22 protein-coding genes, 1 tRNA gene and 1 pseudogene are annotated in these 23,098 nt (G+C 67.6%); 9 read left to right on the top strand and 15 right to left on the bottom strand.

The features are described 5' to 3' along the window. Together VP06_RS14395 and VP06_RS37185 are read left to right on the top strand one after the other, a co-directional pair. Positions 1–1,766: pseudogene (locus VP06_RS14395) on the top strand (hypothetical protein); the annotation flags it as partial. A gap of 17 nt (positions 1,767–1,783) precedes the next feature. Further along, positions 1,784–2,608 (top strand): hypothetical protein, encoded by an 825-nt coding sequence (locus VP06_RS37185; RefSeq protein WP_197093209.1) that lies wholly within the window; start codon positions 1,784–1,786, stop codon positions 2,606–2,608. A 51-nt stretch (positions 2,609–2,659) separates the two neighbouring features. Here VP06_RS37185 and VP06_RS14385 read toward each other — a convergent pair whose 3' ends face one another. The 10 genes from VP06_RS14385 to VP06_RS14340 form a co-directional block, all read right to left on the bottom strand. Further along, positions 2,660–3,196 (bottom strand): PQQ-dependent catabolism-associated CXXCW motif protein, encoded by a 537-nt coding sequence (locus VP06_RS14385; protein WP_048464464.1) that lies wholly within the window; start codon positions 3,194–3,196, stop codon positions 2,660–2,662. Continuing rightward, the gene (gene xoxJ, locus VP06_RS14380; protein WP_048464463.1) at positions 3,193–4,038 is read right to left on the bottom strand and encodes a rare earth element methanol dehydrogenase accessory protein XoxJ; all 846 of its coding nucleotides are present in this window, start codon (positions 4,036–4,038) and stop codon (positions 3,193–3,195) included. Before xoxJ ends, VP06_RS14385 begins: the two co-directional genes overlap by 4 nt. Further along, complete coding sequence (locus VP06_RS14375) at positions 4,038–4,685, bottom strand: c-type cytochrome, methanol metabolism-related (protein ID WP_197093208.1); 648 nt, start codon at positions 4,683–4,685, stop codon at positions 4,038–4,040. The genes xoxJ and VP06_RS14375 overlap by 1 nt, the downstream gene beginning before the upstream one ends. Before the next feature lie 136 nt (positions 4,686–4,821). Continuing rightward, a complete protein-coding gene (gene xoxF5, locus VP06_RS14370) occupies positions 4,822–6,624 on the bottom strand; it encodes a lanthanide-dependent methanol dehydrogenase XoxF5 (protein ID WP_048464461.1) in 1,803 nt (600 codons plus the stop codon). Positions 6,625–7,062: 438 nt separating this feature from the next. Beyond that, on the bottom strand, positions 7,063–7,983 hold the full coding sequence (locus VP06_RS14365) for a quinoprotein relay system zinc metallohydrolase 2 (RefSeq protein WP_048464460.1): 921 nt from the start codon (positions 7,981–7,983) through the stop codon (positions 7,063–7,065). Then, positions 7,980–8,492: a tRNA (N6-threonylcarbamoyladenosine(37)-N6)-methyltransferase TrmO gene (gene tsaA / locus VP06_RS14360; protein ID WP_048464459.1), complete on the bottom strand. Its 513-nt coding sequence runs from the start codon at positions 8,490–8,492 to the stop codon at positions 7,980–7,982. Before tsaA ends, VP06_RS14365 begins: the two co-directional genes overlap by 4 nt. Positions 8,493–8,704: 212 nt before the next feature. Next, positions 8,705–9,706, bottom strand: coding sequence for an asparaginase (locus VP06_RS14355; RefSeq protein WP_048464458.1), 1,002 nt, complete (start codon positions 9,704–9,706; stop codon positions 8,705–8,707). Between the two features lie 9 nt (positions 9,707–9,715). Next, on the bottom strand, positions 9,716–10,795 hold the full coding sequence (locus VP06_RS14350) for a lipoprotein (protein WP_048464457.1): 1,080 nt from the start codon (positions 10,793–10,795) through the stop codon (positions 9,716–9,718). A gap of 48 nt (positions 10,796–10,843) precedes the next feature. Continuing rightward, positions 10,844–10,918, bottom strand: a tRNA-Thr gene (locus VP06_RS14345). A 251-nt stretch (positions 10,919–11,169) separates the two neighbouring features. Beyond that, on the bottom strand, positions 11,170–11,907 hold the full coding sequence (locus tag VP06_RS14340; protein WP_048464456.1) for a LuxR family transcriptional regulator: 738 nt from the start codon (positions 11,905–11,907) through the stop codon (positions 11,170–11,172). Between the two features lie 168 nt (positions 11,908–12,075). Here VP06_RS14340 and VP06_RS14335 point away from each other — a divergent pair, with 168 nt between their 5' ends. Continuing rightward, on the top strand, positions 12,076–12,381 hold the full coding sequence (locus VP06_RS14335; RefSeq protein ID WP_048464455.1) for a hypothetical protein: 306 nt from the start codon (positions 12,076–12,078) through the stop codon (positions 12,379–12,381). Positions 12,382–12,624: 243 nt separating this feature from the next. Here the strand turns inward: VP06_RS14335 and VP06_RS14330 are convergent, their stop codons facing one another. Together VP06_RS14330 and VP06_RS14325 are read right to left on the bottom strand one after the other, a co-directional pair. Then, complete coding sequence (locus tag VP06_RS14330) at positions 12,625–13,257, bottom strand: acyl-homoserine-lactone synthase (RefSeq protein ID WP_048464454.1); 633 nt, start codon at positions 13,255–13,257, stop codon at positions 12,625–12,627. 240 nt (positions 13,258–13,497) lie between these two features. Further along, the gene (locus VP06_RS14325) at positions 13,498–14,226 is read right to left on the bottom strand and encodes a LuxR family transcriptional regulator (protein ID WP_048464468.1); all 729 of its coding nucleotides are present in this window, start codon (positions 14,224–14,226) and stop codon (positions 13,498–13,500) included. A gap of 358 nt (positions 14,227–14,584) precedes the next feature. On the opposite strand from VP06_RS14325, the gene VP06_RS14320 reads away from it, so the two are divergent. The 4 genes from VP06_RS14320 to trpS all read left to right on the top strand — a co-directional run bounded on the left by VP06_RS14320 (position 14,585) and on the right by trpS (position 17,575). Further along, positions 14,585–14,824, top strand: a complete 240-nt coding sequence (locus tag VP06_RS14320; protein WP_048464453.1) for a hypothetical protein — start codon at positions 14,585–14,587, stop codon at positions 14,822–14,824. Positions 14,825–14,970: 146 nt separating this feature from the next. After that, positions 14,971–15,594 carry a septation protein A gene (locus VP06_RS14315; protein ID WP_048464452.1) on the top strand — a complete coding sequence of 208 codons (624 nt, stop codon included), beginning with the start codon at positions 14,971–14,973 and terminating at the stop codon, positions 15,592–15,594. A gap of 55 nt (positions 15,595–15,649) precedes the next feature. Next, complete coding sequence (locus VP06_RS14310) at positions 15,650–16,429, top strand: endonuclease III domain-containing protein (RefSeq protein WP_082167387.1); 780 nt, start codon at positions 15,650–15,652, stop codon at positions 16,427–16,429. A 105-nt stretch (positions 16,430–16,534) separates the two neighbouring features. Then, complete coding sequence (gene trpS, locus VP06_RS14305; RefSeq protein ID WP_048464451.1) at positions 16,535–17,575, top strand: tryptophan--tRNA ligase; 1,041 nt, start codon at positions 16,535–16,537, stop codon at positions 17,573–17,575. Between the two features lie 284 nt (positions 17,576–17,859). Here trpS and VP06_RS14300 read toward each other — a convergent pair whose 3' ends face one another. Further along, positions 17,860–18,069: a hypothetical protein gene (locus VP06_RS14300; protein ID WP_156295598.1), complete on the bottom strand. Its 210-nt coding sequence runs from the start codon at positions 18,067–18,069 to the stop codon at positions 17,860–17,862. Between the two features lie 163 nt (positions 18,070–18,232). Here VP06_RS14300 and VP06_RS14295 point away from each other — a divergent pair, with 163 nt between their 5' ends. Next, positions 18,233–18,937 (top strand): haloacid dehalogenase type II, encoded by a 705-nt coding sequence (locus VP06_RS14295; RefSeq protein WP_048464449.1) that lies wholly within the window; start codon positions 18,233–18,235, stop codon positions 18,935–18,937. A 265-nt stretch (positions 18,938–19,202) separates the two neighbouring features. Here the strand turns inward: VP06_RS14295 and clpB are convergent, their stop codons facing one another. After that, positions 19,203–21,842, bottom strand: a complete 2,640-nt coding sequence (gene clpB / locus VP06_RS14290) for an ATP-dependent chaperone ClpB (RefSeq protein WP_048464448.1) — start codon at positions 21,840–21,842, stop codon at positions 19,203–19,205. A gap of 264 nt (positions 21,843–22,106) precedes the next feature. Between clpB and VP06_RS14285 the strand changes: the two genes are divergently transcribed. Further along, positions 22,107–22,886, top strand: a complete 780-nt coding sequence (locus VP06_RS14285) for an MOSC domain-containing protein (protein WP_048464447.1) — start codon at positions 22,107–22,109, stop codon at positions 22,884–22,886. Between the two features lie 15 nt (positions 22,887–22,901). Here the strand turns inward: VP06_RS14285 and VP06_RS37180 are convergent. After that, positions 22,902–23,098 (bottom strand): hypothetical protein (locus tag VP06_RS37180; RefSeq protein ID WP_063928391.1); only part of this gene is annotated, 197 nt, incomplete at its 5' end.

The raw sequence follows: 23,098 nt of genomic DNA, 5'->3' as shown, positions 1-23,098 counted from the left end.
ACGCCTTGGCGGTGCACCGCCGGGACGAGGTGCTGGCGACCTTCTCGGCGCTTGAGCAGGCCGTGGCCGACCGGCTGCGACGGTTCTACCAGGCCCGGCTGCCGGACGGCCGGACCGTGCCGGTGCTGTACTATTTCTGGGTCAAACACGTGCCGTGCCCCGTCTGTGAGACGGCGGTGGACCTGTTTTCCTCGCGGGTGTTCGCTCAGCACGCCTACGCCAAACGCAACCCGGATGCGCGCGCCACCTGCCCGTCTTGCGGCGAGGTCAACCGGGTGCGCTTCGATGCAACCAATGCCCGATGCACGAACTGCGGGAAGGGATTTGATCCCTCATCCGGTCCGGCGCGCGGCCAGCGTGCCACCTGCCCCTGCTGCACGCATGGATTCAGCATCGCGAAAACGGTGCGCAACGGCGACACCCCGCCGGACCATCGTCTGTACGCCAAGCTGGTGCTGATGCCCGATGGGCGCAAAGAGTACCTTCGCGCCGACGCCGACGATCATGCCCTCTACAGAATGGCCGAGGCGGAACTCGCCACGCTCAAAAACCCCTATCCGATTGTGGCGATCGAGGAAGGTTACAACACCAACCAGGCCATGAACTACAATTACCGGTATTGGCATCAGCTCTTCAATGCTCGCCAATTGCTTGGCCTGGCTCTTCTTGGCGAATCCATCCGTGGCATCCGATCTCCGGCCTTGCGCGACCTGTTCACCTGCCTGTTTTCCGGTGCCTTAGAATTCAATAACATGTTTGCCTCGTACAAGGGCGAGGGCACAGGTGCCGTTCGCCATATGTTTTCGCATCATATCCTGAAGCCGGAGCGCACGCCCCTGGAGGCCAATCTATGGGGAACTCCAAAAAGCTCCGGCTCTTTCTCGACGATGTTTGAAAGCCGGATCCTGCGCGCGCTCGACTACGCTGAAAAACCGTTCGAGCAGCGGGTGATGGCGGACGGTAAGACAGAAAAGGTCTATGGCCTCTCCGATCCGCTCGGTTTCGAGGGGGCAGAGCACTTCGCAGACTTTGTCTCGGGCAAACAGGTCTATGTCTCGTGCGGTAACTCCGGCAGCACCGATCTGGCTGACCGTTCGGTGGATGCCGTGCTCACGGATCCGCCGTTCTTCGACAACGTGCATTACTCGCAACTGGCCGACTTCTTCCACGTCTGGCAGCGGCACATCCTCGGCGCGGACGGCTTTCGGACGTCCTCAACCACGCGGGCCGATCAGGAGGTCCAGCACAGCGAGGAAAGCGTCTTCCGTGACCGTCTCGGCGCGGTCTGGCAGGAATGTCATCGTGTGCTCAAGGATGATGGGTTGCTGGTGTTCTCCTATCACCACTCCCGCACCGAGGGCTGGCGCTCGATCCTGGCAGCCCTGATGACGGCGGGGTTCGGCATCGTGGCCGCACACCCGGTCAAGGCCGAAATGTCGGTCGCAACCCCCAAGCGGCAAGCCAAGGAGCCGATCGACCTCGATATCCTGGTGGTGTGCCGCAAGCTGCATACCCTGGAGCGACACGCCTGGAACGGCGACCTGTGGACGACGGTGACGCCAGTCATCGTCCACCAGGTCGAGCGATTGCGGACGGCCGGGCGACGCTTGAGCCGCAATGACGTGCGGATCATCGTCATGGCGCAGCTCCTTCGGCCGCTATCCGTCGCCGCGTCACGTGAGGACGCCCTCGCCCTGCTGGACGCCCATGCCAGTCACGTCGAGCCCATCATCGATCGGCTTCATCTGGACCTCACATCAAGCTGAGAACTGAAAGTGGGACGATGAAAGTGGCCGAAGTTTTTAAGCAGTGCGTTGAGGCCATGCGTGCCGGCAAACTGATTGTCAGGGAGGGGCGCAACGAAAAAGAGTTTCATTTCCAGAACTGGTTCGTCGACCGACTCGATGAATTAGGCATGCAGGCAGAGATACCAGGCCGTATCTCCTATCCGGATTTCTGGCTGGTTGACGCTCTGGACGGATTTGAACTGAAAGCTCTGGGGTATCCCGGTCGAAATAATAATTTCGATTGCAATAGCCAAGTTCCACGTGGTGGGCATGGCGAGCGCACTGTCTACTATGTGTTCGGCCGCTATCCCAAAAATCCCGACGGCAACTCTTATCCGCTGCTTGATCTGGTGATTTGTCACGGCAATTTTTTGAGTGTCGATACTTCCTACAAACATGAAAACAAGAACTTTCGGGGTGTCGGAAGCTACGGCGATATTCAGGTGCGTGATCGCAAGATGTACGTCGTGCCGACACCCTATGCCCTGGCAGACGGCACGGCTCACGCTCGCACGCTGATCCTCCCGGCCGACCAGGATCCCGGCGAGGGCTTCGTGTGCGTGGGTGACCTGCGGCGGCGGGAAGTCGATGAGGTTGTCGTGGCTTATCAGTTCGATCTCAAGACCAATGTCTTGACGACCCGAACCGAGCCGAATCCTGGTCGCGGGCGCGAGCACCCTTTCAAAGCATGGCGCCTTGACGATGATCCCGGCGGCCCGGTGACGCTGAAGACGCCAGTCCGCCGTGCTGACCGTGCGACAGGAGGTCGGTCGCGAGCGAGACGACGTGTGGCCGTACAGGCGACCGTCCAAAAATCATGAGGCCGCTCCCGGTTCTCACGCTCGCCCGCATGCCGCGGGCTGGGAGCGGGGTCACGGCGCCGCGGGGTTGAGCCTTTCGAGGGGCAGGCCGGCCTCGCCCCAGCCGTCGGTCCCGTCCGGGTACCAGTAGACATGCCCGTAGCCCAGTGCGAGGGCGCGCTTGGCGGCGTTCCACGACATCCAGCAGTTCCGCTGGCAGAACACCACGAGCGGCGTGTCAAAATGGCCGTCAGTCGCTGCCGCGAGACCATCCCGAAAATACGCCTCCGTTGGCGGCGCCAGGACGCCGAAGCCGGTATTGGGCAGCCAATGGGCGCGCGGGATGCTGTCGTGCGGCGCGTCGCGCCAGATCGTGCCGGGCGGCAAGGTCGTGGGCCGGGGCGGGCGCGGCAGCACGTCGACGAAGGCGGCGCCCGCCCGCCACAGCCGCTCGGCCTCCGGCGTGGTGACCGTCTCGGCGCCGTGCAGGGTCGCGGGCGTCGGAGAGCGATAATCCTCCTGGCGATACCCGTCGGGCTCCGGCGGGGCAGCGGCCCGTGCGAGGCTCGCGGCCAGCACCAGGGCCGCCACCGCGAGCCCCCGCCTCACGGCTTCGGATCCGCCGGCAGCAGCCGGTTCTCGTCCTCGTCGAGGAGCGGCACCCCGTAGTCGCGCAGCACCGCCTCGATCTCCGTCCGGCGCTTGCGCAGGACGTTGTTGAGCACTCGCTTCCACTCGTTCTCGCCGTGCCGCACGCCCATGGCGATGCGGTAGGCGAGCGGCGGCCGGTCGGGCTCGCGCAACAGCGGCACGACGTCGAGGGCGCCGGCCTGTTTGGCGAGCCAGCCCGCGGCGGGGCCCCACAGGACCGCGGCGTCGAGCTTGCCCGAGGCGACGTCGGCGACAATCTCGGCCGTGACGGTCTGGTGCGGGCGCGCCGGGTCGAACTGGTAGGGCGGATAGGGCTTCATGGTCGGCACCAGGCCGACGGCGCCCATCCGCTCGACCGGCGGCGTGCCGACGATCACCCCGATCGCTTTGGCCCTCAGGCGCGGGTCGTCGAGCCCGGTCAGCCCGTCGACAGTGCCGCGGCGCGACACGAGGACATAGGCCGAGCGGTAATAGGGGTTGGTGCTCTGCACCAGCTCGCTGCCGAAGGCCGAGCCGATGATGACGTCGCACAGGCCGGTGCCGAGGGTGTTGCGCACGAAGCCCGGCCCTTGCGTCAGCCAGTAGTAGCGCAGCTTCACCTTCAGCTCGTCGGCGATGATCGCCGCGATGCGGTTCTCGAATCCGTCGCCCTGCCGCTCCGAGAACGGCATGTTGCCGGGATCGGCGCAGACCCGCAGGGTATCGGGCGTGACGAGGTCCGGCAGGGACTGCGCACGCACTGGTGCGGCCAGCGCGAGGCCGGCCGCCAGGACGAGGATCGTGAGAGGTGCCCGCGTCATCAGCCGCCCAGGCACTCCTTCTCCTGCTTGCGCGCCGCGTCCGGCTTGTCTTCCTTCTCGCCCGGCCGGATCCGGCCCATCGCGCCGGCGGCCCGCGCCTTCAGGTAGACGTAGAGATCGTCCATGTAGCAGGTGACGTTCTTGTTGTCGCCGAAGGCCGGCATGACCTTCTGGGTCGACGAGTTCACGTCCTGCTTGCCGCCCACGACGATGCCGACGAACTCCTCGTAGGAGAGATACTTCAGCGAATCCTTGAGGGCGGGGGCGTAAGTCGATCCCATGCCGTCCGGGCCATGGCAGACATGGCACTCGGCGTGGTAGCGGCGGTAGCCCGAGTAGGTGTACCAGTCGACCTTCTTGCCGTTATCGGTGATATGGAAGGTCGGCGCGCCGGAGGCGTCGAAGTACTTGCCGTCCTCCACCTTCACGGCGGCGTCCTTGGCGAGCAGCTTCTCGTCGGGCTCGGCGGTCTTGTCGTTGGGGTTGAGCTGATTGGCGAGGGCCGGATCCGGCTTCGGATCGGCTTTCTTGGCATCCTCAGCATGTACGGCAACCAACGATATGGCTGCTAGGGCGAGGCCGGCCGCCAACGGCCGCAGGACAGCGTTGCTGAGGTGACGCAAAGGACGCTTCTCCCTGGATATCATTGAGCTGCCGCCAAAGCCGGCGTCCCGCAGCCCTGATGATAATCTAATCATAAGGAGGCCGGCGCGGATACCCGCGCCGGCCCGGACTTAGGTCTGAGAGGCTGTCGTGCCAGCCTTCTGTCCCACCCGCCGAGGGTTAGTTCGGCAGGGTGAAGACGGTCAGCTGACCGCCGAGGTTGGTGTAGCTCGACAGGGCCGCGTAGCCGCCGACCGCGCCGAGACCGGCATTCGGGTCGGTGAGACCGGCCGCGAGACCGATGCCCGCCCAGCCGCCGACGCCCGACAGGACGGCGATCTGCTGCTTGCCCTTGTGCTGGTAGGTCATCACGTTGCCGATGATGCCCGACGGGGTCTTGAACTTGTAGAGTTCCTTGCCCGTCTTGGCGTCGACCGCCTTCAGGTAGCCTTCGAGCGTGCCGTAGAACACCACGTCGCCGGCGGTGGCGAGAGCGCCCGACCACACCGAGAACTGCTCAGGCACCGACCACTTGATCTTGCCGGCGACGTTGTCCCAGGCGATGAAGTTGCCCATGCCGCCATGGCTGTTGGGCGCCGGGTACATCGACAAGGTCGCACCGACATAGGGCTGGCCCGGGGTGTAGCTCACCCGGAACGGCTCGTAGTCCATGCAGACATGGTTGGTCGGCACGTAGAACAGGTTGGTCTTGGGCGAGTAGGCCGCCGGCTGCTGGTCCTTGGAACCGAGCGCCGCCGGGCAGATGCCCTTGGAGTTGGTGTCCTCGCCGTTCTGGTCGGTCGAGTACTTGGCGACGACGAGCGGACGGCCGTAGGTCTTCGAGGACTTGTCCTGATCGACCTTGGTGGCCCAGTTCACCGCCGGATCGTACTTCTCGGCGACGAGCAGCTCGCCGGTGGCGCGATCGAGCGTGTAGCCGAAGCCGTTACGATCGAAGTGGGTCAGGAGCGGGCGCTCCTTGCCGTCGATCTTCTGATCCGTGAGGATCATCTCGTTGATGCCGTCGTAGTCCCACTCGTCGTGGGGGGTCATCTGGTAGACCCACTTCGCCATGCCGGTATCGGCGTCACGGGCGAAGATCGTCATCGACCACTTGTTGTCGCCCGGGCGCTGCTTCGGGTTCCAGGTCGAGGGGTTACCGGTGCCGTAATAGACCAGGTTCAGCTTCGGGTCGTAGGAATACCAGCCCCAGGTCGAGGCGCCGCCGGTCTTCCACTGGTCGCCTTCCCAGGTCTTGATCGACGAGTCCTTGCCGACCGGCTTGCCGAGCTCGGTGGTCTTCTCCGGGTCGATCTTCATCTCGGCGTCAGGGCCGACGTTGTAGGCGCGCCACGCCTGCTTGCCGGTCTTGAGGTCGTAGGCGGTGATGTGGCCGCGGATGCCGTACTCGGCGCCCGAGATGCCGACGATCAGCTTGTCCTTCACCGGCATCACGGTGGCGGTGTTGGTCTCGCCGATCTTCGGATCGCCGTTCTGCACCGACCAGTTCACCTTGCCGGTCTTGGCGTCGAGCGACACGATGGTGGTGTCGGCCTGGTGCAGGAAGATCGCGCCGTCGGCATAGGCCAGGCCACGGTTCACCGTGTCGCAGCACATCACCGGGATGACGTTCGGATCCTGCTTCGGCTCGTACTTCCAGAGGATCTTGCCCTCCTGGTTGAGGTCGAGCGCATAGACGATGTTCGGGAACGGCGTGTGCACGAACATCACGTCGCCGACGACCAGCGGGGCGCCCTCGTGACCGCGCAGCACGCCGGTCGAGAAGGTCCAGGCCACCTGCAGCTTGTTGACGTTGCCGGTGTTGATCTGGTCGAGCTTCGAGTAGCGGGTATTGGCGTAGTCAAGGGTCTGCAAGACCTGCTCGGCCGGATTGGCCGTGCGCTTCAGCACGTCTTCGTTCGCCAGCGCCGGAACGGCGCCGAGGATGCCCGCGCTCACCGCAAGAAGATGGACCGCTCTCATGGATTCCTCCGACAGGGAAATTCCGCCGTGCGTCCTTGGATTAGGGCGCTACAGACCGTTCCTGTTGTTAGCGTTTGGGGATGGCTTCGCCTCGGCAGCGTGTCACAACCGGCGGCCAGCGAACCTGGCGCGAAACGGGCCCGGAAGAGCCCTGCCGTGTCTGCGAACCGGACACCGCACTCCCCTTGGCGGCACCGTTGAAACCGAAGCTTGAAGGAACTCTAAGAGAAATCGTGGCGCCGTCAACACACCAGCCTGCGGCAGGGCGCCCCTGCCCCACCCCCAAATCCATAACTAAGGTATATACCGCGTTACCCACCCGTGCATGCTGCCCCGCAGCATTGACATTGTGCCGTGCAATATCAAGGGTTTGTGCTCGGCGTTGTTGGTCGACGAACGATCTTCACTCACGGGACGCACCTAACCGTAAGTCGTCGACTATTCCCATTCCAATTCCTGGTAGGCCGTGGTGGCGTTCCGGGCGTTGAAATCATCGAACAGGGCCCAGTCCCCCGCCTCCCCTCGCGCGGCCCGGCCGGCCTCGCCGATCGGCGTGCCGTCCCGCACCATCGCCCGCACCTGGGCCTCCAGGGTCGCGAGGTAGCGGTCGATCGGCCCGGCCGCGGCAGGCCAGGGGAGTGCGGCGGGACCGTGGCCGGGCACCACCCGGGCGGCGGGCCGCGCCCGCAGGGCGCGCAAGGTCGCGATCCAGCCGGTGAGCCGCCCGTCGAGCGCCGGCACGTGGCCGACGAACAGCAGGTCGCCGAGGAACCAGGTGTCGGTGCCCTCGTCGCGGACGGTCAGGTCGCTGTTGGTATGGGCCGTCGGCCAGGCGTCGAGATGCAGCACCCGGCCGCCGAGGTCGAGGTCGAGGGTCGTCGAGACCAGCAGGGTCGGCGGCACGATCCGGGTGCCGGCGAAGTCGGGTCCGACGAGGTCGGCATTGGCCCGCAGGTAGTCCTGCGCCCGCGCCGCCAGGGCTTCCGGCAGGGCGCGGTGGCCGACGAAGGTCGTGCCCTCCGTGGCGAAGGCGGCGTTGCCCAGCACGTGGTCGGGATGGACGTGGGTGTTGATCACGTAGCGGACCGGCAGGGCGGTGCGTTGCCGCAGCGCCGCCCGCAGGCGTTCCCCCGCCCGCAGGCTGCCGCCGGTATCGATCACCGCCACCGCCTCGCGCCCGATGACGAAGCCGACATTGGCGATGGCGCCGTCGTTGCCGCGCCCGGCCAGCGCGTAGGGCGCGGCATAGACGAAGACGCCCGGCGCCACCTCCTGCATCGGCAGGGGCGTCGCCTCGGCGGCCCGGGCCGGTGATCCGGCGAACGTCAGGATGAGAAGGAGCGCGCCGACGATCGTCATGCGTCGCCCGTCTCCGCGTCGCCTGTCTCCGCGTCACCGGCCTGCGGCGGCGCCAGGGGCGTGAACAGGGTGCGGTCGGGCTTGATGTCGAGGAGCGGCGTGCCGTCGAGGCAGTCGAGCCCGCGCACGTGCAGGATCCCGTCCTCGACCCCGATCAGCCGGACGATGCTGGTGCCGATCGGATTCGGCCGTACTGGCGAGCGCAGCGAGAAGGTTCCCCGGGTGAGGCCGTCGCTGGCCGGGCTCTGACGCACCAGGTCGCGCCGCGAGCGGTCGAGCCAGTACAGCACCTCCAGGCGCTCGTAGAGGGCCACGCCGTCGAGGGCCTCGCGCCAGGGGGGGAACACCTCGATCCGGCACGCCGGCCCGTCGGGCCGCCCCTGGCGCGGGCAGCCGAGGCGATCGGTCCAGGGGGTGCGGAGGCGGCCGATGAACACGAGGCCGGCATCGGTCGCGGCGGGCGGCTCGACCGCGACCTCGCCGGCCCGGATCTCGTTCAGGCGCACCATCGGGCGTCGTCTCCCCCGGGGGCTCGCACCCGGACCTTCTCGGCCCCCGTGCAGGTCGGGCACTGACGGAGGTGTTCAGACTGCGCCGGCCCGACCTGCCGCCGGCCCGACCCGCGGGGGCAGTCGTCGGGCCTAGCGACAGGAGCCTAAGCAGCGCCCGCGCGCCTGGCAATCGCCAGTCGGCGTGAGGCCGTCGGTCCCGCGCGCGATGGTCAGTAGGTCGCGAAGATCTCCCGCAGGCCCGCGGGATCGCGCGTCACCGTGAGGGCCAGCGCCAGCAGGATGCGGGCCTTCTGCGGCGTCAGGTTGTCGGCGCTGAGGACGCCGAGATCGGCGAGGCGCTTCGTCTCCGGCACCACGCCGCTCCCGGCCCGGGTCGACTGCACCACGGCGATGCCGGCGGCCACCGCGTCCCTCAAGGCATCGGCCTCCGCCGGCGGGGTCATGCCGGGGGCGAGCCCCGCCGAGACGATGCCCTGCGCGCCCGCCGCCGCGAAGGCCCGCACGGCCGTTCCATCGGCATCGGCATACGAATAGGAGATGTCGACCCGCGGCAGCGCGTCGAGGGCCCGGATGTCGAACGGCGTGCCGGGAGCGTGCCGGCGCTCGGCCCTGCGATAATAGCGCACATGCGGCCCGTCGACCTGGCCGAGCACGCCGAAATCCGGCGTCCGGAAGGTCTGGAGCCGGGCGACCGAGGTCTTGGTCACCTCGCGGGCGGCCTGGATCTCGTCGTTGAGCACCACCAGGACGCCGCGCCCGCGGGACTCCGGCGCGGCGGCGGTCCGCAGGGCGGCGACGAGGTTGAGGGGGGCATCGCTCGACAGGGCGCTGATCGGCCGCTGCGAGCCCACCACCACCACCGGCACCGCGACGGTGAGGGTGAGGCTCAGCGCGTAGGCGGTCTCCTCCAGGGTGGCGGTGCCGTGCCCGATCACGATGCCGGCGAGGTCCGGATGCTCCGCCACCAGCCGCTCGCAGTGCAGGACCAGGGTGCGCCAATCCGAGAAGCCGATCCCGGGGCTCGTCACCGACCGGTAGCGCACCGGCACCACCTCGGCGATGGTCGCGGCCTCCGGCACCCTGGCCAGAATCTCGTCCGCCTCCAGGCGCTCGCCGGTGGCGGTGTAGTCGAGGATGTCGAGCGTGTCGCGGCCCACCGACGAGAGGGTGCCGCCAGTGCCGATGAAGGCGATCTTCGGAAGTGCGGGCATGCTGCTGCGTTACCTCGTTGTCACGCCGCGCTCGCTGGCACGAACCGGGCCAGCGGTGTCGCCGCAGCCCGGCGCGTCGAACAGGGCGGCGACCCCGCAGGCCGAGCCGAGCATCCGGCCGCCATTGTGGCCGACGCCCGGCACCACGTGCAGGGGCTGCTCCATCGTGGGATGCCGGGCCTTCAGGGCTGCCCAATAGGCTTCGCCGCGGGCGAGGCGGAAGGGGCCCTGCGCCTCCGCCATGCAGCTCCGGTCGAGGGCGGGATGGTCCGGGTCGGTGTCCCGGGCGCCGAGCAGGTAGGTCACCGGCCGGGCGACATAGGCCGCTTCCAGGGCCCGAGGGTCGGCCCCGGCGGCGTAGCGCGGCAGATCCTGCATGCCGTATTTCCAGCGGTCGTAGCCGGGGCAACCGGCGGTCGGGCCCGGCCGCTCGGGCGTGAAATAGGCGTAGCTGCTCGGATTGGCGACGACATAGCTCACCCGCACGCCCTGCCGCGCCAGGGCGTCGCCGGCCCGCGACAGGACCGCGTAGCGCTGCGCCACCTGCCCGCCGCCGGAATGCCCGGCGACGACGATGCGCGAGAGGTTCGGGAAGCGGGTCCGGTCGCCGAGCCGGGCCAGGATCGCGTCGAGCGCGTCGAAGGAGCTGAGGGGCCTGGGCCCGAGCGCGTCCTCTCCGCCCTGCCAGCCTTCGAGCGTCCAGTGCAGAACGTCCGGCGGCAGGCCGTGCCCCTCCCAGTCGACCGTTGCGAGGAATTGCGGCACGATCAGGAGCGCCCCGGTCCCCGCGGCGCCGGCCGCCTCGCGGGCGGCCAGGGTGGACCCGTAGTACGTGTCGGCGTCGCGCAGGCGGCCATGGAGCACGATCACCGCCCGGGTGACCTCCGGGTGGCGCTGATCGAGGTCGGCCGAGGCGAAGACCCGCAGCACCGCGCCCGGTGCCACCGCGAGGCTGCGATCGGCCACCACCGCCACCGGACGGCGATGCGGCGCCGCTTCGTCGGCAGCCTCGGCCCGGCCGGTCGATGCCGCGAGCAGCAATGGCAGGGCGAGCAGGATCGGGCGGACGGAGCGGGGCGAACGGATCATCGCGCCTCGATGGTCATCGCCGCCCGGGGGCGGACGATCCGGGTGGGTTGGTGCCGGCGGAGGGGATCGAACCCCCGACCTTCGGTTTACAAAACCGCTGCACTACCGCTGTGCTACACCGGCTGGGAGGCGCAAACGTCTGCCCGATCTGACAAAACGCGGGCGTCCGGGGCGACATAAACCGTGTTTGCGCCTGTCTCGTCAAGGCACAAAACTCAGGGCCGTCGGTCCCGGACCCGGCTCGGCCGGGGCCTGTGCGGCGGGCCTCAGGGCGAGGCGGCCCAGCCCGATACGGCATTCGTCGGCGGTTGTGATACCCCGTGATTCTACGGTTGCCGCGTCGGCCGGCGCCCTCCGGCGACCGGCGAGGCCCGTCACTCGATGAGGCCGTGGCGCAAGGCCTGCGCCACGAGATGGGCGCGGTTGGTCGCCCCCAGCTTCTGCGCCGCCGTGTTGAGATAACTTTCGACGGTGCGGTGCGACAGCGACAGGATCTCGGAGGTCTCCCAGCCGGTCTTGCCGGCGGCGGCCCACTTGATGCACTCGATCTCGCGCGGCGAGCAGCGCGGCGCTCCCGGCAAGAGCACCCGCCGTCGCAGCGGGGCCCGGACGGCGAGGTCCCGGACCGCGAGGTCGGCGTAGATGCCCAGCATGTGCAGCCCGGACACTGCCTGGTCCGGCAGATCGAGATGCGCCCCGCCGAACGACACGATCCGCGTGCAGGTCAGGTCCTGGATCGGGATGCAGTAGCCGTCGCGCAGCCCGATCTCGGACGCCTCCCCCATGATGGTTCGGGCCAGGCGCTCGTCGCGGCCGACCGGCGCCTCCGACCATCGGAACAGGCCGTTCATCCGCCGCGTATGGGCGACGACGGGGTCGTGGTGGATGTAGCCGCACTCCTCGTAACGCTCGGACCATTGTGCCGGCAGTCGCCCGAGCATCAGCCGGTCCTGCAAATTATCATGGGATTTCAGCGGTGCCTCGGCGATGACGAACGTCTCGTATCCAAAGATGTGTGAAGCGTCTTCAAGGATCGAGCAAATTTGAGCTGTATCTGTGCTTTTCTTTATTTTCGAGAGCAGGTCAAAACTGACCTGAGTGAAATTCGGCATGGCCCCGGCGCCTTTATTATGGTCTGTCGGGAAAATATGATAGGGGCGCCGATCGCGCCATACTTTATCGACAGAGAGATGTTGGCATATTCATATGGGGAATAAAAAATTGATCGGCGACAATATAGATATCGATGATCTCGCCGCGAAGCGCGCGATCGGGCGAAAATGCGGGCGGCCCGCTGGGATCGCGGAGCGTCGCGGCTGAAGCCTGGCGATCTGGTCGGTGTTTCGGATCACCAGATCATGAAATGCGAGCTGGGGCAGGATCATGTCGGCGCCGGGCTGCTGTGGAAGATCTGTTCGATCCTGCAATGCCCATTCGATTCGCTGCTCAGTTCCGCGCAGGCGGGCCGGGTCGTGGCCGTGGTGGAGCCGGCGCCGGACGATGCGCCGCTGCCGGGCGGGCAGGCGATCCTGGCTGCCTTTCGGTCGATCACGCCGCCCGCGGTCCGATCCGGGTGGCGCGCCTGATCCTCTCGCTCGCGGCGCAGGGGGTGGAGGCGGAGTGGGACGGCGCGCGGCGGGATGGCGTCGAGTGGGATGGCGAACCGGGCGTGTCCGACGGTTGACGGCGCGGGCGCGATCGACCGTCGGACGGAGCGTTGGCGCGACGCATGGCTTCGACGAACTGGTGATGCCCGACAGGCTGGCGTCGGCAGGCCCACGCATGATCCGCCGGGCCTCAACCCCGCCAGCCGGCTTCGCGACATCTGTTCAGCCGACGAGCCGCCGATCGGCGAGGGCGTCGTCCCGGATCACCGGCTCGTCGCTGCCGCGCACGGTCCGCAGGCGCTCCAGGGTCCGCTCGTCGAAGGCGGCGGTCACCGCGACGGTTTCCTGGGTGCCGACGATCTGCGGGATGCCGAGCGGCGTGACCCGGAAATGCAGCTGCACCAGCCGGAGGAGCCATAACGGGTTCATCTCGATCACGATCTGATCGATCCCGCGGGCCAGTCCCCACTCCACGATCCCCGTCAGCAGGGCGCTGCCGATCGGGCTCAGCATCCGGCCGCGGTCGCGATGCCCCTGCTTGACGCAGTAGCGCGTCCATTCCCAGATCTGCGGGGCCCGTGGCGCCGGTCCGTCGCAGAGTTGCGGCAGCACCTCCGTCAGCAGGTAGGGTCGCGTCGTCGGCAGCATCCGCTGGTAGCCCAGGACTTCGCCACGGTCCGTCGCCAGCATGTGCACGGCATGCTGGTCGTCGAACTGGTCGATCTCCCTTCCATCCTGCCTCTCGATGTCCTTCCAGCCCATTTCGGTGACGAAGACCTGATGTCTCAGGCGGTACGCCTGTTCCATCTCGGATGCGAAGCTGCGGATATTGGCTGACGTGACGATGGAGATCATGGCCGGGTTCCTGAAATGGCGGAATCATTTCAGCACCCGGCTGCGATGTGCGGCAGTACGCAACCGCGTACCTTGTCATGACGGCCCGCTGTGCCATCAACGGCGCGGTGGCAAAGCGTCATGCGCGTCAGCTAAAGCATTTTCCGACGAAATGGATACCGGTTCGTCGTAGAAAATGCGGCAAAATCGAAGCTTCTCTAGGAGCGCCCTCGAATACCGCTGTCTGACGACGCGGCGGGATCAGACGATCAATCCAAGCCGGATGCCCTGGGCGACGGCATGGACGCGGCTCGAGACGCCGAGCTTCGCGCGGGCATTGCGCAGATGCTTCTCGGCGCCGTGCTCGGAGATCCCCATGATCATGCCGATCTCCCATTCGCTCTTGCCCTCCGAGGCCCATTGCAGCGCCTCCCTCTCGCGCGGGGCCAGGGACACGCCCGTGCCGGGCGTTTCGCGGATCAGGAGAAGGCGGCCGAAGGCGTAGGTCGCGACCAGACGGAGCATGCCGAGGTCTTCCGGGGATATGTCCAGCTTCTCCCCGGCAAAGGAAAACCCGGCAATATCCCCCTCGATCGTCAGCAAAGGGATCGTTATGCCTTGGCGCAGGCGAAAATCCGCGGCTTCGTCCATGATCATCTGGGCCGTCGTGTCGGATCTGCATAGTGGTTTCAGGTCCTCCCACCGAAATTCACTGGGTTGATTCATCAGGTGGCGAATGGCTGGATCCCGAGCGATGTAGTTTTTTGCAAAATATCGTTTGGTCCATTCGCGCGGCCAGAAATCGATCAACACATTGGACAATTGCTGTCGCTGGTCGGCACCCGGGTTGGGGATTGTTCCAGCCATGAAATTCTGTATTCCCAAACGGTCGAGCAATGGACGCAGCTTGCGGCATACATCGAGCGGGTTGGATGCGCCGTCGATGGACTTCAAGAAATCAAGGGTTGTATCCAGCTGTTTGCGCGACATGTCGACCTCTTCGCGAAGATCACGGCGCATTTCTTATCGCTGGACGGCGCAGTACATGAGTGAAATCGCAATCTCGGACCAAAGCCAACGGCTGACATGAGCTGGAAGACTGGATGATGAGGGACCGATCGCGCGAGTGCATCTCGGTCCGGCCGGGATGTGCCGGCTGATCGCCAGCGCCATGCGAGGACGGCCTCTCCGGCCGCCGATCTGATGCTGCATTGCAACATCATGCCGCAGCATTAGACCTTGGTCCAAGACTGGCACGCGAATCGCTCCGCTCGACCGGTGCGGCGCGACCATCCGTCCGGCCCGGATCTCCGCCAGACCCTGATCGCGAGCGGCCGACGGAGGTGGCATGGCGGAGTTCCTCACCGTGGCCCTGGTCTGTGCCAGCACCCTGGCGGCCCCGGACTGCTCCCGTGAGACGGCGCTCGATGTCGCAGTGGCCCCCGCGCCCACACCCATCTCCTGCCTGATGCAGGGCGAGACCCTGGCGGCACAAAGCGGTTTCGTGCGGGGGCGCGAGACCTACCTGAAGGTTGCCTGCGAGCGCCGCCGCACCGCCGCGCTCCGGCCCGAGGCGGAGGCGCGGTAGGCGGGCTCCGCGCCGCGCCCGGGGGATGGATGGATTGGCCGCGCCGGTCTATGGCCTCGCATCCCGTTGCGTGGGGGATCGGACGGTCCCACCTGCGCGGGAGGAGCCGCCCCCACGGCGCGAAACAGGAGCGTCGCCCCCGCCCCATGCCCATCGAAGCCGTCCCGCCGCAGACCCACCTGCCGCCCCTCGCCAAGCTCGCCCTGGAACTCGGCCCGCTCGGGGTGTTCTTCTTGGGCAACGCCTATGCCGACAAGTTCGGCTTTGCCGCCGATCAGCGCCTGTTCGTGGCGACCGGGCTGTTCATCGCCGCGACCCTGGTGGCCCTCGCGGTCCATTATGTCTGGGTGCGGCGCCTGCCGATCATGCCGCTCGTCTCCGGCATCGTCGTGGTGGTGTTCGGCGGCTTGACGCTGCTTCTGCGCGACGAGGTGTTCATCAAGCTCAAGCCCACCATCGTGAACAGCCTGTTCGGGGCGGTGCTGCTCGGCGGCCTTGCCTTTGGGCGACCGCTCCTGGCGCTGGTGCTCGACAGCGTGTTCGACCTGACCCAGGAGGGATGGCGCAAGCTCACCTTCCGCTGGGGCCTGTTCTTCTTCTTTCTCGCAGGCGTGAACGAGGTGGTGTGGCGCACCCAGACCACCGATTTCTGGGTCAGCTTCAAGGTGTTCGGCATCATGCCGCTCACCATCGCCTTCGCGCTGGCCCAGACCCCGCTGCTCCTGCGCCACGAGCGCAAGACCGACGACGGCAAGACGGATCGGGCATAGACGGGACGCGGTGCCGCAGGCGGAACGGGCGCGAGGTCCCGACGATTCCCCCGTCATGAGCCCCGCCCCGACCGTCGTCACCGAGAACATCTTGCCCGAGAGCACCTTGGCCGAGAGCACCTTGGCCGAGAAGGCCCTGGCGATCCACCGCCGCCTGTGCGCGGTCTATGGCTGCCCGATCGCCTATTTCCACGACCTCGATCCGGTGAGCGAGCTGGTGTCCTCGCTCCTCTCCCACCGCACCCGCAACGCCGAATCGGGCCGCGCCTTCAAGGCCCTGCGGGCGCGCTTCGACGACTGGGAGGCGCTGATCGCGGCGCCGACCGGGGAGGTTCAGGATCTGATCGCCGGCGTGACCTGGCCGGAGCTGAAGGCGCCGCGGATCCAGGCGGTGCTGCGCGCGGTGCGCGAACGGGCCGGGAGCCTCGATCTCGCATTCTTGCGCGAGTGGCCGGTGCCGGAGGCACGGGCCTGGCTCGAGGCGATCCCCGGCATCGGGCCGAAGACCAGTGCTGCGGTGCTGTCGTTCAGCCGCTTGCGGATGCCGGCCCTGCCGGTCGACAGCCATCATCACCGTGTCGCCCAACGCACCGGTCTCATCGGCCCCAAGGTCGATGTCGGGCCCGCCCACGCGATCCTGCGGTCGCAGCTGCCGCCCGACTGGGATGCGCAGGCCCTCTACGACAACCACGAGGTGCTGATGCTGCATGGGCAGCGCTGCTGCTTCCACCGCAACCCGGCCTGCGGAGCGTGCGCGGTGCTCGATCTCTGCCCCACGGGACAGGCTCGGTCGGGGGCGCGGGCGATGCGTGATACGGTGGCCCTGCACCCCTGATTGCTCGCGCTTGACCCCCCTCCCGGAACGGTCCAGAACGCCGCGCCCGCGGGATTGCGACAGCCCTCGGCTAAGGGACGACGGACCCAAGGGACGACGATCACGATGCCCGCCTTCAAGGAACTGGTCTTCTCCGGGGTCCAGCCGACCGGGAACCTGCACCTCGGCAATTATCTCGGCGCGATCAAGCGCTTCGTTGCCATGCAGGCGCAGTTCGAGTGCCTGTACTGCGTCGTCGACCTGCATGCGATCACGGTCTGGCAGGATCCGGGCGAGCTGACGCGGCAGATCCGGGAGGTCACCGCGGCGTTCCTGGCGGCGGGCATCGATCCGGCCCGCTCGGTGGTGTTCAACCAGAGCCAGGTGCCGCAGCACGCGGAACTGGCCTGGATCTTCAACTGCGTCGCCCGCCTCGGCTGGCTCAACCGCATGACGCAGTTCAAGGAGAAGGCCGGCAAGGACCGCGAGAATGCGAGCGTCGGCCTCTACGACTATCCCGTCCTGATGGCGGCCGATATCCTGGCCTACCGCGCCACCCACGTCCCGGTGGGCGAGGACCAGAAGCAGCATCTCGAACTCACCCGCGACATCGCCCAGAAGTTCAACAACGACTTCGCGGGCACGATCGCGGAGCAGGGCCATGGCGAGGCGTTCTTCCCCCTGACCGAGCCGCTGATCGGCGGGCCGGCCGCCCGGGTGATGAGCTTGCGTGACGGCACCAAGAAGATGTCGAAGTCGGATCCCTCCGATTATTCGCGCATCAACCTGACCGACGATTCCGACGCCATCGCCCAGAAAGTCCGCAAGGCCAAGACCGACGCCGAGCCCCTCCCCTCCGAGACCGCCGGCCTCGAGAAGCGGCCGGAGGCCGACAACCTCGTGGGCATCTTCGCGGCGCTGAACGATGCCAGCCGCGAGGACGTGCTGCGCGAATATGGCGGCGCCCAGTTCTCGGCCTTCAAGGGCGCGCTGGTCGATCTGGCGGTGGCGAAGCTCGGGCCGATCGGCGCCGAGATGAAGCGCCTGGTCGCCGATCCCGGCCATATCGATGCGGTTCTGGCCGACGGCGCGGCCCGTGCCGAGGCGATCGCCGCTCCCAACGTCGCTGCCGTGAAGGACATCGTCGGCTTCGTCCGCCGGCGCTGAAGGCCGGTTCGCGGCCTCCGGCGCAAGGGACGCATGAGCCCTCCGGCCTCGCGCGAGCGAAGCCCGGAGCGTGGCGCCGTCAGGCTGGCTTGCGCAATTGCCGGAGCGGCGCTGGCCGCAAAGGATGTCTAATATCGAACTGAAAAGTTCGACTCGATGTCAAGTATCGGACAATTCATTCCGCCTTTGCATCCATGAAGCCCGTTCCGGCTTCGGCAAGGCGGATGGTGGCGAGAATGGAACACGCAAGCGTCATGCCCCCACGGAGACGGGGAAAGTCATTTTTACAGCTTGCCGCTGGCTTTCAACTGTGCCAGCCGCGCAAGGGCCATCTCAGCCGAATCATCTCGCTGCATATCCCGCTCCCATTCCTCGATCATCGTCGGCCGGGAGCGGAATCTTTGCCGCAGGTTTTCTATCTCGTCGCGCAGGATTGTGTTGCGCGGAGCCGGGACGTGCTTGGGAATCGGGGGTGATTTGCGGGCGATCGACATGCCGGGCATGCTCTGACGGCATCGTTAACGGATGGTAAATTTCCGTCGGATCCCCTCCGCGCAGGCGTGCCGCTCACCCGATGGTGATGCGTGGCCTTGAAGCGCGGGCTGCCCGGCCGATAACCCCCGGCGACACACGAAACCGCATCCGGAAGGCGGCCCCATGGCGATCCAGGCCCTCATCTTCGACGTCTTCGGCACCCTGCTCGACTGGCATGGCGGCATGGCCCGGGAGGCGGTGCGGATCCTGGCGCCGCTCCGGTCCGATCTCGACGGTGCTGCCTTCGCGCGCGCCTGGCGCGACCGCTACCAGCCCGGCATGGAGCCGATCCGCCAGGGTGCCCGGCCGTATACCGATCTCGACACCCTGCACGGCGAGAGCCTGGAGGGCGTGTTGGCCGGCCTGAACCTCGCCGATGCGGTGCCGGAGGCGGCGCGGCGCGAACTGGTCCTCGCCTGGCACCGGCTCGATGCCTGGCCCGAGGTGCCGGACGCGCTCGGCCGGTTACGCGACAAGTACCTGCTGGCGCCCTGTTCCAACGCGCATGTGCGCCTCGCCATCGCGCATTCCCGCCGCAACCGCCTGCCCTGGGACGCGGTGCTCGGGGCCGAGTTCGCCCAGGACTACAAGCCCAAGCCCGCCGTCTACCTGCGCGCCGTCGAGGCCCTGCGGCTCCAACCCGGCGAGGTGATGATGGTGGCCGCCCACTCCTCCGACCTCGCGGCGGCGGCGGCCTGCGGCCTTGCCACCGCGCATATCGCGCGGCCTAACGAGAGCGGCCCGGGCACCGGCGAGACGGGGCCCCGGGTGCCAGTCGATCATGCGGCGTCGGATCTCGCGGACTTGGCACGGCAGCTCGGCTGCTGAGAGGCCATTCGAGTCTCCGCAGAGCAGCGACGCGGTACCTCAGGATGAGGTCGCGGAGTCGGATCATACCAACGGTCGAAAGAAAACGACCTTTGGTTCCGTTCTCCGATTGCCGCTCAGCCTTTGGCTTAGTAACGAAAATCTGAGATGATTCATCGGTCCGATGCGTCAGCATCTTGGGCCGATGGGATCAGATGGGTCGATACATCGGCCTGACCGGAGAAAAGTCGGCCCGCCTCCGAGAAGAAGGCGGGCCCTACGGCCGTCAGTTCAGCAGGGCCGTCGCCGGCCGGCGCCCGTCCGGCGCCACCGGCTGGTCGCCGATGAACAGGCCGGCGGGGCCGAGGCGCACCGGCACCGTCTCGCCGTCATGGACGCGGCCAGCGAGGATCTGCTCGGCGAGCGGGTCCTGCACCGCCTTCTGGATCACGCGCTTGAGCGGGCGCGCGCCATAGGCCGAGTCGTAGCCCTTCTCGGCGAGCCAGGCGCGGGCGTCGGGCTCGATGTCGAGGGTGATCTTGCGGTCCTCGAGCAGCTTGGCGAGACGCCCGAGCTGGATGTCGACGATCGCCCCCATCTCCTGCCGCTGAAGGCGGTGGAACAGGATGATCTCGTCGACCCGGTTCAGGAATTCCGGCCGGAAATGCGAGCGGACCACATTCATCACGTCGTCGCGCACCACGTCGGTATCCTGGCCCTCCGGCTGGTTGACCAGATACTCGGAGCCGAGATTCGACGTCATGACGATCAGCGTATTGCGAAAGTCGACCGTCCGCCCCTGCCCGTCGGTGAGCCTGCCATCGTCGAGGACCTGCAACAGGACGTTGAACACGTCCGGATGCGCCTTCTCGATCTCGTCGAACAGCACGACCTGGTAGGGTCGGCGCCGCACGGCTTCCGTCAGCGCCCCGCCCTCCTCGTAGCCGACATAGCCCGGAGGCGCGCCGATCAGGCGGGCCACCGCATGCTTCTCCATGTACTCGGACATGTCGATCCGCACGAGGGCGGTGTCGTCGTCGAACAGGAAGCCGGCGAGCGCCTTCGTGAGTTCGGTCTTGCCGACGCCGGTCGGGCCGAGGAACATGAACGAGCCGATCGGCCGGTGCGGATCCTGCAACCCGGCGCGGGCGCGCCGCACGGCGGTCGCCACCGCCACCACCGCCTCGTGCTGGCCGACGACGCGCTTGGCCAACGCCGCCTCCATCCCGAGCAGCTTCTCGCGCTCGCCCTCCAGCATCTTGTCGACCGGCACGCCGGTCCAGCGCGACACGACCCCGGCGATGTGGCTCGGCGTCACCGCCTCCTCCATCATCCCCGAGCCGTTGCCGCGGGACCCGTCGGCACCGCGGGCCTCGATCTCGGCGAGTTCCCGCTCGAGCCCCGGGATGATGCCGTAGGCGAGTTCGCCCGCCTTCTGATACTGGCCCTGGCGCTGCGCCGCCGCGAGGTCGTTGCGCGCCGCGTCGAGCTTCGTCTTCAGCTCCGCCGCCCGGCCGAGCTTGTCCTTCTCGGCCTTCCAGCGCGCGGTGATCGCGGCCGATTGCTCCTCGAGATCGCCGAGTTCCTTCTCCAGCCGCATCAGGCGATCGCGGGAGGCGGAATCGGTCTCCTTCTTCAAGGCTTCGGCCTCGATCTTGAGGCGCACGATCTCCCGGTCGATGCTGTCGAGTTCCTCCGGCTTCGAATCGACCTGCATGCGCAGGCGCGACGCCGCCTCGTCGACGAGGTCGATCGCCTTGTCGGGCAGGAAGCGGTCGGTGATGTAGCGGTTCGACAGGGTCGCGGCCGCCACCAGCGCCGAATCCTGGATCCGCACCTTGTGGTGCTGCTCGTACTTCTCCTTGATGCCGCGCAGGATCGAGACCGTGTCCTCGACCGTCGGCTCCGAGACGAAGACCGGCTGGAAGCGCCGGGCGAGCGCCGCGTCCTTCTCGACGTGCTTGCGGTACTCGTCGAGGGTGGTCGCGCCGACGCAGTGCAGTTCGCCGCGGGCGAGCGCGGGCTTCAGGAGGTTCGAGGCATCCATCGCCCCATCCGCCTTGCCGGCCCCGACCAGGGTGTGCATCTCGTCGATGAACAGGATGATCTGGCCTTCCGCGGCCGTCACCTCGGACAGCACGCCCTTCAGACGTTCCTCGAACTCGCCGCGATACTTCGCGCCGGCGATCAGGGCGCCCATGTCGAGGGCGAGCAGCTGCTTGTCGCGCAAGCTCTCCGGCACGTCGCCGTTGACGATGCGCAACGCCAGCCCCTCGACGATGGCGGTCTTGCCGACGCCGGGCTCGCCGATGAGGACCGGGTTGTTCTTGGTGCGCCGCGACAGAACCTGGATGGTGCGGCGGATCTCCTCGTCGCGGCCGATCACCGGGTCGAGCTTGCCGTCACGGGCCGCCTCGGTGAGGTCGCGGGCATATTTCTTCAGCGCGTCGTAGGCGTTCTCGGCGGTGGCGTTGTCGGCGGTGCGGCCCTTGCGCAGCGCATTGATGGCCGCGTTGAGCGAGGCCGCCGTGACACCGGCCTGGCTGAGGATCTTGCCCGCGTCAGAGTCCTTCTCGACCGCGAGCGCCAGCAGCAGGCGCTCCACCGTGACGTAGGAATCGCCCGCCTTCTCGGCGGCTTTTTCCGCGGTGTCGAACAGGCGCATCAGCTCACGGGTCGCCTGCGGCTGCGAGGCGGCTCCTGAGACCTTCGGCTGCTTGGAAAGCCACGCCTCGGTCTGCGCGAGCGCGATGCGCGACTGGCCGCCGGCCCGGTCGATCAGGCCCGCGCACAGGCCCTCGGGATCGTCGAGCAGCACCTTCAGCACATGGGCCGGCGCCAGTTGCGGATGGCCCTCGCGCAGGGCGAGCGCCTGCGCCGATTGCACGAAGCCCCGCGCCCGCTCGGTATATTTTTCGAAGTTCATGCGTTCGCTCCTCCTTGGCCGGTCCACCCGCCCTCACGCGGAGGCATCGGGAGACCGAAGGGTTCGCCCCCGCGCGTCGGTCGCGCGCCGGGCGCCGGCCCTTTCAGGAAGCAGCCGGCCCTCCCCATGTGGTGTGACATATCGGTAACACAAGGGGCCCGAACCAGGATTTCCCGGGCGCGAGACATGCGGTGGGCGGATGGCTCGACGGCCGCATTCCGGGTGCGATTTCCAGCGGCCGCAAATCCCGCTACCCACGAGCGCATGAGCAGCGCCACCCTCACCGTCACCGCCCTCCACCGCTACCCGGTGAAGGGCCTCTCGCCCGAACCCCTGGCCTCGGCATCGCTCGAGGCCGGCCGCTACTTTCCCGGCGACCGGCTCTTTGCCATCGAGAACGGCCCGAGCGGCTTCGACCCCGCCGCGCCGGTGCATCAGCCCAAGATCAAGTACCTGATGCTGATGCGCAACGAGGCCCTGGCCCGCCTGCGGACGCGCTATGACGACGCCACGGGCGTGCTGTCGATCCACGACGGCGACCGCGAGGCCGCGCGCGGCGACCTCGGCACGCGGGAGGGGCGGCTCGCCATCGAGGCGTTCTTTCGCCGCTTCGTCCCGAAGGAGCTGCGTGGTCCCCCGAAGGTGCTGACGGCGCCGGAGGGCTATCGCTTCACCGATTCGCGCAGCGGTTTCATCTCGCTCATCAACCTGGCGAGCGTGGCGGCGATCGAGGCTAGGGTCGGGGCGCCGGTGGACCCCTTGCGCTTCCGCGGCAACCTGCACGTCACCGGGCTGCCGGCCTTCGCCGAACTCGACCTCGTCGGGGCCGAGCTGGTCACCGAGGCGGGCCTGCGCCTGAAGGTGACCAAGCGCATCGTGCGCTGCGCCGCCACCAACGTCGATCCGGCCACCGGCCAGCGCGACCTCGCGATTCCGGAAGCGTTGCAGAAGACTCTCGGCCACGCTGATTGCGGCATCTATGCCGAGGTGGTGGCAGCGGGGGAGGTGCGGGGCGGAGACGTGTTGCGGGTGGTGCCGGGGTGAGGCTCCGGCAGGAGATCACCGCTTCGTCGGCAGCCAGTCCGGCTCGGGTTCCTGGCGCGGCAGCACCGCCGCCACCTCGTCGAGGTCGACCGTGTAGCTGTCGGTGAGCAGGCGCCAGAGATCCTGGCGGCTGGCGGCGCGGTCGATCAGCGCGGTGACCGTCGCGGCCAGCAGCGACGGGTTGGTGAGGGCGGGGCGGGGCAGGAGCGAAT

Source organism: Methylobacterium aquaticum, from assembly GCF_001043915.1.
Classification (GTDB): Bacteria; Pseudomonadota; Alphaproteobacteria; order Rhizobiales; family Beijerinckiaceae; genus Methylobacterium; species Methylobacterium aquaticum.
Note: the sequence above shows the minus strand (reverse complement) of the source record. Positions and strands in the feature narration are given on the sequence as shown.

Excerpts from the sequence above, each read along its gene's own strand:
- VP06_RS37185 (WP_197093209.1), top strand. The coding sequence starts at position 1,784 with ATGAAAGTGGCCGAAGTTTTTAAGCAGTGCGTTGAGGCCATGCGTGCC.
- xoxJ (WP_048464463.1), bottom strand. The coding sequence starts at position 4,038 with ATGACGCGGGCACCTCTCACGATCCTCGTCCTGGCGGCCGGCCTCGCG.
- VP06_RS14375 (WP_197093208.1), bottom strand. The coding sequence starts at position 4,685 with ATGATATCCAGGGAGAAGCGTCCTTTGCGTCACCTCAGCAACGCTGTC.
- xoxF5 (WP_048464461.1), bottom strand. The coding sequence starts at position 6,624 with ATGAGAGCGGTCCATCTTCTTGCGGTGAGCGCGGGCATCCTCGGCGCC.
- VP06_RS14365 (WP_048464460.1), bottom strand. The coding sequence starts at position 7,983 with ATGACGATCGTCGGCGCGCTCCTTCTCATCCTGACGTTCGCCGGATCA.
- tsaA (WP_048464459.1), bottom strand. The coding sequence starts at position 8,492 with ATGGTGCGCCTGAACGAGATCCGGGCCGGCGAGGTCGCGGTCGAGCCG.
- VP06_RS14355 (WP_048464458.1), bottom strand. The coding sequence starts at position 9,706 with ATGCCCGCACTTCCGAAGATCGCCTTCATCGGCACTGGCGGCACCCTC.
- VP06_RS14350 (WP_048464457.1), bottom strand. The coding sequence starts at position 10,795 with ATGATCCGTTCGCCCCGCTCCGTCCGCCCGATCCTGCTCGCCCTGCCA.
- VP06_RS14340 (WP_048464456.1), bottom strand. The coding sequence starts at position 11,907 with ATGCCGAATTTCACTCAGGTCAGTTTTGACCTGCTCTCGAAAATAAAG.
- VP06_RS14335 (WP_048464455.1), top strand. The coding sequence starts at position 12,076 with ATGCGGGCGGCCCGCTGGGATCGCGGAGCGTCGCGGCTGAAGCCTGGC.
- VP06_RS14330 (WP_048464454.1), bottom strand. The coding sequence starts at position 13,257 with ATGATCTCCATCGTCACGTCAGCCAATATCCGCAGCTTCGCATCCGAG.
- VP06_RS14325 (WP_048464468.1), bottom strand. The coding sequence starts at position 14,226 with ATGTCGCGCAAACAGCTGGATACAACCCTTGATTTCTTGAAGTCCATC.
- VP06_RS14320 (WP_048464453.1), top strand. The coding sequence starts at position 14,585 with ATGGCGGAGTTCCTCACCGTGGCCCTGGTCTGTGCCAGCACCCTGGCG.
- VP06_RS14315 (WP_048464452.1), top strand. The coding sequence starts at position 14,971 with ATGCCCATCGAAGCCGTCCCGCCGCAGACCCACCTGCCGCCCCTCGCC.
- VP06_RS14310 (WP_082167387.1), top strand. The coding sequence starts at position 15,650 with ATGAGCCCCGCCCCGACCGTCGTCACCGAGAACATCTTGCCCGAGAGC.
- trpS (WP_048464451.1), top strand. The coding sequence starts at position 16,535 with ATGCCCGCCTTCAAGGAACTGGTCTTCTCCGGGGTCCAGCCGACCGGG.
- VP06_RS14300 (WP_156295598.1), bottom strand. The coding sequence starts at position 18,069 with ATGTCGATCGCCCGCAAATCACCCCCGATTCCCAAGCACGTCCCGGCT.
- VP06_RS14295 (WP_048464449.1), top strand. The coding sequence starts at position 18,233 with ATGGCGATCCAGGCCCTCATCTTCGACGTCTTCGGCACCCTGCTCGAC.
- clpB (WP_048464448.1), bottom strand. The coding sequence starts at position 21,842 with ATGAACTTCGAAAAATATACCGAGCGGGCGCGGGGCTTCGTGCAATCG.
- VP06_RS14285 (WP_048464447.1), top strand. The coding sequence starts at position 22,107 with ATGAGCAGCGCCACCCTCACCGTCACCGCCCTCCACCGCTACCCGGTG.